Here is a 12,214-nt window from a genome sequence, read left to right on the forward strand (position 1 = left end):
TGGAGGAGCGGGCGGTGCGCCCCGCCTCGGCGGTTACGCCGTCCGGGGGATGCGGGCCGTGTCTTTTCCGGCTCAGTAGCGGACGGCCCGGGCGACCTCGGCGCGTACGTTGTCGCCGGACAGGTCGCGGTTGGAGCGGGCGGTGGCCTCCTTGGACTCCCCGCCGGCGACGTCGGAGACCGTGACGACGACCGTGTCCAGACGGTTGCCGTCGGAGTCGGTGAAGTCGACCTGGACGCCGAAGGACTTCGTGGAGTCGTCGGTGTTCTCGACGGTGACGGGGACCGTGACCTTGCCGCCGTCGGTGCCGGTGTCGCCGAGCCGCACCTCGTCCTTGGCGTCCACCCCGTCCTTGATCCCGTCCAGCTGCTTCTCCGCCTCCGACGCGAGCGCCGAGGCCGCGGAGGCGGCCCTGCTGGAGACGCCCTCCGGCAGATCGTCCTCGGAACAGCCGACGAGCCCGCCCAGGGCCAGCGCCAGCAGGGCCGCCGGTACGGCGACACCCCTCGCCCTACGGCTGCGGTCTCCGGCCATGTCGCCCTCCAGGGGTGCGGTGTGCTGCGCGTCCCTCTCATTGAAGGCGCGGCGACCGGCCCGCGCATGCCGGGGACTCACCCGTTCGGCCCACCCCCGTGGTGGCGGGACGGCGGCCCCCGGAGGGTGGACGCGAAGACGTCAGCGGCGGACGGCGCACAGCGCGCCGTCCGCCCCGGAGTGAACGGGACGTGCCATGACCCAGCAGCCGCACGCGAAGCCGCCGACCGAGGAGGGACAGCAGTCCCCGGTCTGGGGGGAGTCCAACCGCCCGGCGGGGCCCGCGCCCGGCACCGGCGGCTGGGACCGGGGCGAGGCCCCGGCGGGCAGTGACTGGCGCACCGGCGGCATGGTCTTCGCCGGTGTCCTGATGATGATCAACGGTGTGGTGGCGATCCTCCAGGGCATCTCCGCCATCGCCTCCGACGACGTGTACGAGGCGCTCGCCAATTACGTCTACGAGATGAGCCTCACCGGCTGGGGCGTCGTCCTGCTCTGCCTCGGCGTGCTGGCCCTGGGGGCCGGCTGGGGCATCCTCCAGGGCGCCTGGTGGGCCCGGATCACCGGTATCTTCCTGGCCTCCCTGAGCATGGTGGCCCACTTCCTGTTCCTGCCGTACCAGCCGGCGTGGTCGGTGCTGATGGTCGCGATCGACTTCTTCGTGATCTGGGCCCTGGCCACCGCGCCGGACGCGCCGCGCGGCCACGGGCGCGGCGCGGCCACGAAGTCCTGACCGCGGACGAGTCGTGACCGCGTCCTGACCGTGGACGAGTCCTGACCGCGGACATGAGTGGGGGCCGCCCCTGATGGTGGGGCGGCCCCCGGGTCACCGTTTCAGACGTGACCCAGGCCACCACTGCCGAAGGATCCACTGGAGCCCGGCAGCCAGCGTTTGCGGTTCTGGTCCTCGCCCCGTTTGCTCCCCGAGTGCCGCAACTGGTACGGCATGAGCCGTTCGCCGCTCTCGGCCTGGAGGATCTCGTCCGGCTCCCGCATCTCCCGCTCCTCGCGGACGGCGCCGCCCTCGGGGAGCTTGGGGTGCTCCTCGGGGGCGGGATGCGGAAGTTCCCGGTCCATGACCCGCATGCCGAACTGCACGGCGAAGATCAGCGCGCCGGCGACGATCATGCCGCCGATGAAGGCGGCGAGGACGTTGAGCACGTCACTCCCCGCGGCCGCCAGGTCAAGCGTCGTCGTACTCATGCACCAATTATCACCGAAATGGGCGAATGTATCCCTTTTCGGACTGGCCGATTTTGGATTTCTCAGGGCTGGAGCGGCATGGTCCAGCAGTTGGAGTGGGCGGTCCTGCCCTTGAGCCGGTCGGTGATCCAGTCCACCGCCTCGCCCTGGTCGGTGAGGAGCGGCGTCATGTGGTTGATCAGCGGACTCCCCGTGTTGATCATGACCTCCGCCTCGTAGGTGACGTTCGCGCCCTTGGCGCACCAGTCGACCGCCAGCTTCCGGGCCTGCTTGTGCGGGACCAGGTCGTCGCTGGTGCCGGTCGCCACGCGGACCGGGGCGGCCGGCTTCATGGTGCCGATGCGCTGGCTGTTCAGGAAGGACGTCAGGGCCGGGGTGGCGGCGATGATCTCGCTGACCGAGCGGCCGTCCGTGGTCCAGTCGGTGCTGTCGGCGCCGGCGTAGCGCAGGATCGCGTCGCCCACGCACATCGTGGACATGTCGGCCAGTACCGCCTTGCCCGAGGCGCTCAGACGGGCGTCCGCGATCGGCTTCAGCGCCGGTTCGGACTGGACGAAGCCGTTGAGCGACCAGCCGAGGGCGCCGGCCAGTTCGCTGCCGTCGATGGCCCGGGTGACCTCGATCAGGTCGGCGGGCGGGGCACCGGCGTAGGCGCCGGCGAGGTTGACGTCGGGGGCGTAGGAGGGCTGGAGCTCGGCGGCCGCCGCGCTGGCCCCGCCGCCCTGGCTGTAGCCGAACAGGCCCACCCGGGACTCGGCGGTCACCGAGGCGCCGGCCACCTTGCGGGCGGCGCGGGCGGCGTCGAGGAGGGCGTGGGCCTCGTCGACGCGGTTGACGTAGGTGTGCAGCCGGTCGGTCGTGCCCAGGCCCGCGTAGTCGGTGACGACGACGGCGGTGCCGGTGGCGAGGAGGCGGTAGATCGCCAGGTCCTCGTAGCCCACCGAGACGGTCTCGCCGTTGAAGGTCAGCGGGTGTTCGAGGCCCATGGAGGCGGAGCACTGGTCGCCCTGGCCCATCGTGCCGGGGGCGAGCGCGACCAGCGGGCGCGGTCCTTCGCCCTTCCAGGCGGTCGAGGGTTCGATGTAGGCGCCGGTCACGGCGACCGGGCGGCCGCTCGCGTCGGTGGACTTGTACATCAGCCGGGTCGCCCGGCCCGGCAGGGGGCCGTCCAGACTGGGCAGGCTGAGGGCGAGCTTGAGCGGCTCGGTGCGGACCAGCGCGCCGTCGGCGGCGGGCAGGGTGGCCGGCGGGTTGTAGAACGCCGGGATGGTGACACCCCGGGACACGACCTCGTCGGACGCGGTGGCGGCGGTGCCGGCGAGGGCCTGGGCACCGAGGGCGGCGACGGTGACGATGCTCGCGGCCAGGAGCCGTCTGCGTACGGGCATGGCGAACCTCCTGTAAAGCGGCTGGCAGGAAGGTGCGGTGAAACGGCGGCCCGCCGTGCGCGCAGTCGTCCGGAGCGCGGGCACGGCGGGCCGTTCAAGGGCTCGTCAGGACCGTACCGCCGGTAACCGACCAATCGATACTGGCCGGTAGGTTACGGTTCAGTAATTTAACTTCGATCTTTGGCCGCCCCGCCCTGTGAGGCGCCCGCGCGCGACCCCGGCCTGCTCGGGACGCGACCCGGCGCCGATCCGCACGCGATCCGGCCCCGACACGGCGCTGATCCGGACGCGGCCCGGCCCCGATCCGGCGCCCGGATCCGGACGCGACCGGCGTCGCGAACCGGGCGCCGAGCCGGGCTCAGATCCGGGCTCCGAACCGGACCCGGCCCCGACGCCGATGCGACCCCGACGCCGACCCCGACCCGGGGCCGAGTCCCGCTCGTCCCCGGGAGGGACCCGGGGGCCGGGGCGTACTGCGTTCTCAGTACGGCGCATTGTCGGCAGCCGCACGACGACAGGACACGCCCGCGCCCGCGAGCCTGGAGCCACCTTCGACGCTTTCGAATCCTTCGACGCCTTCGACGCCTTCGACGTCCAGATGTGGAGACCTCCCGACGTGGCAACTTTCCTGTATCGACTGGGCCGACTGGCCTTCCGGCGGCGCTGGTACGCCGCCTTGGTCTGGGCGGCCGTCCTGGCCGCGGTCGGGCTCGGTGCCGCGCAGGCGCCGGGCGCCGCCGACGAGGAGTTCGCCATGCCGGGCGTCGAGTCGCAGCAGGCGTTCGACCTGCTGGAGGAGCGTTTCCCCGGCACCACCGCCGACGGCGCGACCGCCCGGGTCGTCTTCGTCGCGCCGGGCGGCGAGAAGGTCACCGCGGCCGGGAACAAGGCGGCCGTCGAGGCGGCGGTCGCCGACCTCGCGGACGGCTCGCAGGTCGCGAGCGCCGTCGACCCCTTCCAGGCCGGCGCGGTCAGCCAGGACGGCTCCACCGCGTACACCACCGTCACCTACGCGGCCGGCCCCGCCGACCTCACCGACGCGAGCAAGGCGCACCTCGAAGAGGCGCTCGGGCAGGCCCGGGACTCCGGGCTGACCGTCGAGGCGGGCGGCACCGCCATGTCGGAGGAGGGCGGTCCGGGCGGCGCGGCCGAGGTGATCGGCGTCGCCATGGCCGCCGTCGTCCTGCTCGTCACCTTCGGCTCACTGGCCGCCGCCGGCCTGCCGCTGCTGACCGCCGTCGTCGGCGTCGGCGTGAGCATGGCGACCATCCTGGCCCTGTCCAGCGCCCTCGGCCTGTCCACCACCACCGGCACCCTGGCGATGATGCTGGGCCTGGCCGTGGGCATCGACTACGCCCTGTTCGTCGTCTCCCGCTACCGCGAGGAGCGCGCCCGGGGGCGCTCGCCCCAGGAGGCCACCGCCCTCGCCACCGGCACCGCGGGCTCCGCGGTCGTCTTCGCCGGGCTCACCGTCGTCATCGCGCTCGCCGGGCTCGCGGTCGTCGGCATCCCGATGCTGACCAAGATGGGCCTGGCCGCGGCCGGCGCGGTCGTCGTCGGCGTACTGATCGCGCTGACCCTGGTCCCGGCCTGCCTCGGCTTCTGGCCGGACGCCGTGCTCGCCCGCAAGGACCGCAAGGCGCTCCGCGCCGGCCGTACCGGGGAACAGGCCGCGAAGGGGGAACAGGCCGCGAAGGACAACGGCGGCACCCGCTGGGCCCGCTTCGTACTGCGCCGCCCGCTGCCCGTGCTCCTCCTCGGCGTCGTCGGCCTCGGCGCGCTCGCCGTCCCGGCGGCCGGCCTCCAGCTCGGCATGCCCGGCGACGAGGCCAAGGCGACCTCCACCACCGAACGCCGGGCCTACGACGCGCTCGCCGAGGGCTTCGGGCCCGGCTTCAACGGGCCGCTCACCGTCGTCGTCGACGCCCGGGGCGCCGGGGACGCCAAGGCCGCGGCGGCCTCGGTCGCCGACCGGATCGACGCCACCGCGGGCGTCGTCAGCGTCACGCCCGCCCGCTTCAACGAGGCCGGCGACACCGCCGTCCTCTCCGTCGTACCGGCCACCGCGCCGACCGACGAGCGGACCAAGGACCTGGTCACCACGATCCGCGGCGAACGGCCCGAGGTGGAGGCCGAGACCGGGGCCACCTTCGAGGTCACCGGCACCACCGCGCTCAACATCGACATCGCCGCCAAGGTGCAGTCGGCGCTGGTGCCCTACCTGATCGTGGTGGTCGGACTCGCCGTCGTCCTGCTGCTCGTCGTCTTCCGGTCGCTGCTCGTCCCGCTGAAGGCGGCCCTGGGCTTCCTGCTCTCCGTGCTCGCCTCCCTCGGCGCCGTCGTCGTGGTCTTCCAGCAGGGCCACGGCGCGGAACTCCTCGGCGTCGAGCAGACCGGCCCGATCATGAGCCTGATGCCGATCTTCCTGGTCGGCATCGTCTTCGGACTCGCGATGGACTACGAGGTCTTCCTGGTCTCCCGGATGCGCGAGGCGTACGTCCACGGCGAGTCCCCCGCGCAGGCGGTGACCTCCGGATTCCGGCACAGCGCCCGGGTCGTCGTGGCCGCCGCGCTGATCATGATCGCGGTCTTCGCCGGGTTCGTCGGCGAGACCGAGTCCATGATCAAGATGATCGGCTTCGGACTCGCCACCGCCGTACTGCTGGACGCCTTCGTGGTCCGGATGGCGATCGTGCCCGCGGTCCTCGCCCTGCTCGGCGCCCGCGCCTGGTGGCTGCCGAAGTGGCTGGACCGGATCCTGCCCCGGGTCGACGTGGAGGGCGAGGCCCTCGCCCGCCCCGAGGTCCCGAGCGCCGAGCCCGCCCCCAAGGAGGCCGCGCGCGCCTGACGTGACGCGCGGAGCCGCTCCGGCGGCTCCGCGTCGTCCACCATGGAGTGAGCCCCACGGACCGAGAGAGCCACGCATGATCACCAAACGGGAGCGCTACGCCGGCCGCTTCGAGAACTACGCCGAACGCTTCCCGCACGCCGTCGACGTCACGATGGTGCTGTCCGTGATCGGCTGCGCGGTCCTCGGCACCCAGCTCAGCTTCCCCGGCAGCCGGCCCCCCGACTCCGGCAAGCCCGTCGAGGTGCTCCTCGCGCTGTCCTGCCTGTTCCTGCTGAAGTACCGCACCCGGCCGCGCGCGGTCGTCGTGGTGGTGGGCCTGGTCACCGTCCTGGCGATCGTCCGCGGCTATCTGATCACCCCGCTGCTGCTGGCCCCGCTGCTGGTGGCGGTGTACTGGATGGCCGTCCTGTGCGACCGCCGGACCACCCGGGCGTACACCGTCGCGATCGGCGCCGTGCTGCTGACCGCGACCGTGTGCAGCGACACCATGGACGGCGTCTCCGTGGTCCTGCGGGTGATCGGCCCCGTCTTCTGGCTGGCCCTGCCGGTGGCCGCCGGCCGCTCGACCCGGCTGCGGCGCGACTACCTGGCGGCGGTGCAGGCCCGCGCCGAGTACGCCGAACGCACCCGCGACGAGGAGGCGCGGCTGCGGGTCGCCGAGGAGCGCATGCGCATCGCCCGCGAGCTGCACGACGTCGTCGCCCACCACCTGGCCCTGGCCAACGCCCAGGCCGGCACCGCCGCCCACCTCGTGCGCGCCGACCCCGGGCAGAGCGAGCGGATCCTGCGCGACCTCACCGGCACCACCTCCTCCGCCCTGCGCGAGCTGAAGGCCACCCTGGGCCTGCTGCGCGAGGACGACGGCCCCGAGGGCGAGGGCCTGGAACCCGCCCCCGGCCTCGCCCGGCTGCCCGAGCTGATCTCGGCGTACGAGTCGGCGGGCCTCGACGTCACCGTCACCACCGACGGCGAACCCCGCCCGCTCTCGCCCGGCACCGACCTCACCGCGTACAGGATCGTGCAGGAGGCCCTCACCAACGTCTCCAAGCACGCCTCGGCCCACACCGCCCGGATCCGCTTCACCTACGCCGACGTCCGGCTGCTCATCACCGTCAGCAACGACGGACCGGCCGGCGACCTCCGGGCCACCGGCGGCTACGGGCTGATGGGCATGCGGGAACGCGCCCACTCCGTCGGCGGCGAACTGCGCGCCGGCCCCCGCCCCGGGGGCGGCTTCGAGGTCACCACCGCCCTGCCGCTCCAGTCGTACGCCACCGCCGCCCCGGAGGGGGAGACACCGTGACCGTCCGCGTGCTGCTCGCCGACGACCAGGCCCTGCTGCGGGCCACCTTCCGGATACTGATCGACTCCTGCCCCGACCTGGAGGTGGTCGGCGAGGCATCCGACGGCGCCGAGGCGCTGGAACTGGCCCGCGCCCACCGCCCGGACGTCGTGCTGATGGACATCCGGATGCCCGGCACCGACGGGCTGGCCGGCACCTCGGCGATCTGCGCCGACCCCGACCTGGCCGCCACCCGGGTGCTGATCCTGACCACCTTCGAGACCGAGGAGTACGTGGCCCGGGCGCTGCGGGCCGGGGCGAGCGGCTTCCTCGGCAAGGACGTCACCGCGGACACCCTGCTGGCCGGCATCCGCACGGTCGCCTCCGGCGAGGCGCTCCTGTCACCGGGCGCCACCCGCACCCTGATCACCCGCTTCCTCACCTCCCCCGCTCCGGAGGTCCAGCTCGCGCCCCCGGAGCGGCTGGCCGAACTCACCGTGCGGGAGCGGGAGGTGATGGCGCTGGCGGCGGAGGGCCGGTCCAACGCCGAGATCGCGGAGCTGCTCACGGTGAGCCCGCTGACCGTGCGCACCCATGTGCACCGGGCGATGACCAAGCTCAACGCCCGCGACCGGGCCCAGCTCGTCGTCATCGCCTACCAGACGGGACTGGTGCAGGCCGGTCCGGCGGGCCCGGGGTGAGCCGGGCCCGGCCGCCAGGACGGGCGGCGGGGCGCGGGGCGTCGTAGATTCGCAGGGGGCCGGTGTATTCCGCCGGTGCCATCGGAATGCCGATGGCAGGGATCGGATTCCTCATTGGATGCCTATGGGTGGGCGGGCGTACGTTCGAAGTACCCAGTCCGGGGACATCCCCACCGAACCCTCTGGAGCTCTCACCATGTCGAAGATCCTTTTCGTGCTGACCGGCGCCGACCACTGGACCCTCGCCGACGGCACCCGCCACCCCTCCGGCTTCTGGGCCGAGGAGGCCGTCGCCCCCTACCAGCGGTTCAAGGCCGAGGGCCACGAGATCGTCGTCGCCACGCCCGGCGGGGTCGTCCCGACCGTCGACCGGGGCAGCCTCGCCGCCGAGGCCAACGGCGGCCAGGAGAACGCGGACGCGATCGCGGCGGGGCTCGCCGCGATGACCGAGCTGGAGCACCCGCTGCGGCTGGAGGACGTGGACCTCGACGACTACGCCGCCGTCTTCTACCCGGGCGGTCACGGCCCCATGGAGGACCTGGCGGTCGACGCCACCTCCGGCCGGCTGCTCGTCGACGCCCTCGACTCCGGCAAGCCCCTCGCCGTGGTCTGCCACGGCCCGGCCGCGCTGCTCGCCGCGACCCGCGAGGACGGCTCCAACGCCTTCGCCGGCTACCGGGTCGCCGCCTTCACCGACGCCGAGGAGACCCAGGCCGGCCTCGCCGACCGGGCCAAGTGGCTGCTCCAGTCGCGCCTGGTCGAGGCGGGCGTGGACGTCCGCGAGGGCGAGCCGTGGGCGCCGCACGTCGTCGTCGACCGCAACCTGGTGACCGGCCAGAACCCCGCCTCCTCGGCACCCCTGGCGGCCGAACTGCTGAAGAAGCTGGCCTGAGCGGGGCGTTGAGCGGGGGCGTGAGCCTCACCGGAGCGGGCCGCCGCACGGGCGGACGGGGGGCGGGGCGTGAGCGGCACTGAAACGGACGGCACGGGCGCCGGCGGTACGGGCTTTGGCGGGACCGGCGCGGGCGGCCCCGGCTCGGGCCGCACCGGATCGGACGGCCCCGGTCCCGGCGGAGCCGGCGCGAGCGGTGCCGTCCCCGGCTCCGGCGGCACGGCTCCCGGCGGTACCGGCTCCGGCGGCATCGCTTCTGGCCCCGGCGACATCGCCCGCGGCCGTACCGGAGCGGGCGGGACCGGCTCCGGTGGCCCCGGTCACGGTCCCGGCTCCGGCGGAGCCGGCGCGAGCGGTACCAGTCCCGGTTCCGGCGGCACGGTCCCCGGCCGTATCGGAGTGGGCGGGACCGGTTCTGGCGGTACCGCCCCTGGCGGTATCGGCGCGAGCGGCACCAGTCCCGGTTCCGCTGGCATCGCGCCCGGCCATACGGGTGCGGGCGGGACCGGTTCCGGCGGCTTCGCCCCCGGCCGTACCGGAGCGGGCGGCGCCGCCCCCGGTGGGCAGGACCTCAACCTCGTCCGGACGTTTCTCGCCGTCTACCGGGCCGGTTCCCTCACCGCTGCCGCGCAGGTGCTCGGTATCTCTCAGCCCACGGTGACCACCCAGGTCAAGGCGCTGGAGCGGCAGTCGGGGCGGGAGCTGTTCACCCGTCTGCCCAGGGGTGTCGCCCCCACGCCGTACGCCCATGACCTGGCCGCGCGGGTCGCCGGACCGCTGGACGCGCTGCTGGCGGTCACCGGGCACGACCCCACGGAGGCGGGCCCGCCCGCCCCCGTGCACCTGGCGGGCCCCGCCGAGGTGCTCTGCCTGCGGGTGCTGCCCGCCCTGGCCCCGCTGGTCGCCGGGGGCGTCCGGCTGCGGGTCACGCCCGGACTGACGGACCCCCTGCTCGACGGCCTGCGGGCGGGCCGGTACGACCTGGTGCTGGCCACCAGCCGCCCGCGCGGCCGAACCCTGCCCTCGGCCCCGCTGCTCGACGAGGAGTTCGTGCTGGTCGCGGCGCCGGTGTGGGCGGAGCGCCTCGGCGACCGGGTGACGGCCGAGGGGCCCGGCGCACTGCACCCCGTCCCGCTCGTCGCGTACGCCGAGGACCTGCCCATCGTCCGCCGGTACTGGCGGCACGTCTTCGGGCAGCGCCTGAACTGTCGGGCCGCGGTGACCATGCCGGATCTGCGGGGCGTCCTCGCGGCGGTGGCCGGGGGAGCGGGGTTCTCGGTGCTGCCCCGCTATCTGTGCGAGGCCGAGCTGGCCGCGGGCGCCCTCGTCGCGCTGCACGAACCCGAGGACCCGCCTTTCAACACGGCCTATCTGGTCCAGCGCCCGGGAATGCCGGAGAACCCGCACGTCACGCGCGTACGGGACCACCTGCTGAGGCTCGGCCCGACCTGGTGAGGGCGGCCTCCGGGCCATTGGCGAGACGGAGCGTCTTGCGGGGAGCGGTGAAGGGGTGTACGGTCGGCGTACGCGATCGAGACGAGACGTATCGTCTCGCGAATCGCCCGACCTGTCGCCCACGGAAGAAGACACCACTTGTTCCCAGTCGCCGAAGCACCCGCCGCCGTCTCCCAGCTCACCGTCACCGAGGTCGCCAAGCGCTACGGCGACCGTCTCGTCCTGGACCGGGTCTCCTTCACCGTCCGGCCCGGGGAGCGGGTGGGCGTGGTCGGGGACAACGGCTCCGGCAAGTCCACCCTGCTGCGGCTGCTCTCCGGCGCCGAACGCCCCGACAACGGTGAGATCACCGTCGTGGCCCCCGGCGGCACCGGACACCTCGCCCAGACCCTCGACCTGCCGGACTCCGCGCGCGTCGGGGACGCCGTCGACCTCGCCCTCGCCGAACTCCGCTCCCTGGAACGGCGGTTGCGGTCCGCCGCCGCCGAGCTGCGCGGGGCGGACCCGGCCGCGTACGAGCGGTACGCCGCACTGGAGGCCCAGTTCGAGGCGCGCGGCGGGTACGACGCCGACCGCCGGGTCGACGTGGCCCTGCGTCACCTCGGCGAGCCCGTCGCCCTGGACCGCTCGCGCCGGCTCGGCACGCTCTCCGGCGGCCGCCGCTCCCGGCTCGCCCTGGCCGCGACGCTGGCCGCCTCGCCCGAGCTGCTGCTCCTCGACGAGCCGACCAACGACCTCGACGACGAGGCGGTGGCCTGGCTGGAGGAGCGGCTGCGCGCCCACCGGGGCACGGTCGTCGCCGTCACCCACGACCGGACCTTCCTGGACCGGGTCACCGACACCCTCCTGGAGGTCGACGCGGACACCCGGTCCGTACGCCGCTACGGCGGCGGCTACCAGGGGTACCTCACCGCCAAGGCCGCCGAACGCGCCCGCCACGAGAGGGAGTACGCCGACTGGCGCGCCGAGGTGGCCCGGCAGTCCCGGCTCGCCGACTCCCACATCGGCCGCCTCGACGCCATCCCGCGCAAGGGGCCGTGGGCGTTCAGCGGGGCGGGCGCCTTCCGGGCCCGCTCCCGGGCGCACGGCGCGATGAGCAGGATCCGCAACGCGCGGGAGCGGCTGGAGCGGCTGACCGGGAACCCGGTGGCCGCACCGCCCGAGCCGCTGCGGTTCGCGGCCCGGATCGAGGGGGCCGCCACCGCCCCGGTGACCGCGGCGGACCTGCGGGTGCCCGGACGCCTGGCGCTGGACGCGCTGCACGTCCAGGCGGGCGGCAGGCTCCTGGTGACCGGGCCCAACGGGGCCGGGAAGTCCACGCTGCTGCGGGTCCTGGCCGGTGAGCTGAGTCCGGCACCGGGCGGCACGCTGAGCCGCCCGGAGCGGGCCGGCCTGCTGCGCCAGACCATGCCCCCGCCCACCCCGGCGGAGTCGGCCCGCCCCCTGCGGACGGCCTTCGGGGAGGAGCGGGCGGAGGAACTGCTCCGCCTCGGCCTCTTCCGGGAGGGCGACCTGCACCGGCCGGTGGGGGAGCTGTCCACCGGCCAGCGCCGCCGCCTCGACCTCGCCCGGCTGCTCACCGCACCGCACGACGCCCTGCTGCTGGACGAGCCGACCAACCACCTGGCCCCCGCCCTGGTGGAGGAGGTCCAGGAGGCCCTGCACGCCTACGAGGGGACCCTGGTCGTCGTCAGCCACGACCGACGGCTGCGCTCCGCCTGGTCCGGCCCCGTCCTGGAGCTGACCGCGCCCGGCGCGGCCGGTGAGAGCGGTGCCCGGGGCCGCGTCCGCGCCTCGGCGCACCGGGGGTGAACCGACCGCGCCCGGCGACACCCGCGGGAGCGGTGCCCGGGGCCGCGGCCGAGCCTCGGTACACCCGGGACGGCGCTCAGGCACGGTGTCTGCCCC

General features: G+C 74.5%; 10 protein-coding genes. 7 read left to right on the forward strand and 3 right to left on the reverse strand.

The genetic code is table 11. From position 1 onward, the window contains the following. Positions 1 to 72 precede the first annotated feature (72 nt). The gene (locus ABT296_RS03850) at positions 73 to 534 is read right to left on the reverse strand and encodes an FxLYD domain-containing protein (RefSeq protein ID WP_351922827.1); all 462 of its coding nucleotides are present in this window, start codon (positions 532 to 534) and stop codon (positions 73 to 75) included. A 196-nt stretch (positions 535 to 730) separates the two neighbouring features. Between ABT296_RS03850 and ABT296_RS03855 the strand changes: the two genes are divergently transcribed. Next, positions 731 to 1,267, forward strand: a complete 537-nt coding sequence (locus ABT296_RS03855; protein ID WP_351922829.1) for a DUF7144 family membrane protein — start codon at positions 731 to 733, stop codon at positions 1,265 to 1,267. Positions 1,268 to 1,368: 101 nt separating this feature from the next. Here ABT296_RS03855 and ABT296_RS03860 read toward each other — a convergent pair whose 3' ends face one another. Further along, on the reverse strand, positions 1,369 to 1,737 hold the full coding sequence (locus ABT296_RS03860) for a DUF6479 family protein (RefSeq protein ID WP_351922831.1): 369 nt from the start codon (positions 1,735 to 1,737) through the stop codon (positions 1,369 to 1,371). A 62-nt stretch (positions 1,738 to 1,799) separates the two neighbouring features. Continuing rightward, positions 1,800 to 3,125, reverse strand: a complete 1,326-nt coding sequence (locus ABT296_RS03865; RefSeq protein WP_351922833.1) for a lipase family protein — start codon at positions 3,123 to 3,125, stop codon at positions 1,800 to 1,802. A gap of 616 nt (positions 3,126 to 3,741) precedes the next feature. Here ABT296_RS03865 and ABT296_RS03870 point away from each other — a divergent pair. The 6 genes from ABT296_RS03870 to abc-f all read left to right on the forward strand — a co-directional run bounded on the left by ABT296_RS03870 (position 3,742) and on the right by abc-f (position 12,118). Further along, positions 3,742 to 5,973, forward strand: coding sequence for an MMPL family transporter (locus ABT296_RS03870; RefSeq protein ID WP_351922835.1), 2,232 nt, complete (start codon positions 3,742 to 3,744; stop codon positions 5,971 to 5,973). 76 nt (positions 5,974 to 6,049) lie between these two features. Beyond that, entirely contained in the window at positions 6,050 to 7,279 is a 1,230-nt protein-coding gene (locus ABT296_RS03875) for a sensor histidine kinase (protein ID WP_351922837.1), read from the forward strand. Then, on the forward strand, positions 7,276 to 7,959 hold the full coding sequence (locus ABT296_RS03880; RefSeq protein ID WP_351922839.1) for a response regulator transcription factor: 684 nt from the start codon (positions 7,276 to 7,278) through the stop codon (positions 7,957 to 7,959). The genes ABT296_RS03875 and ABT296_RS03880 overlap by 4 nt, the downstream gene beginning before the upstream one ends. A 196-nt stretch (positions 7,960 to 8,155) precedes the next feature. Continuing rightward, the gene (locus tag ABT296_RS03885; RefSeq protein ID WP_351922841.1) at positions 8,156 to 8,851 is read left to right on the forward strand and encodes a type 1 glutamine amidotransferase domain-containing protein; all 696 of its coding nucleotides are present in this window, start codon (positions 8,156 to 8,158) and stop codon (positions 8,849 to 8,851) included. A gap of 474 nt (positions 8,852 to 9,325) precedes the next feature. Then, positions 9,326 to 10,306 carry a LysR family transcriptional regulator gene (locus ABT296_RS03890; protein WP_502977169.1) on the forward strand — a complete coding sequence of 327 codons (981 nt, stop codon included), beginning with the start codon at positions 9,326 to 9,328 and terminating at the stop codon, positions 10,304 to 10,306. 138 nt (positions 10,307 to 10,444) lie between these two features. Then, positions 10,445 to 12,118 carry a ribosomal protection-like ABC-F family protein gene (gene abc-f, locus ABT296_RS03895; protein ID WP_351922843.1) on the forward strand — a complete coding sequence of 558 codons (1,674 nt, stop codon included), beginning with the start codon at positions 10,445 to 10,447 and terminating at the stop codon, positions 12,116 to 12,118. The last annotated feature ends 96 nt before the right edge of the window (positions 12,119 to 12,214 follow it).

Source organism: Streptomyces sp. NPDC000983 (assembly GCF_040299205.1).
Classification (GTDB): Bacteria; Actinomycetota; Actinomycetes; order Streptomycetales; family Streptomycetaceae; genus Streptomyces.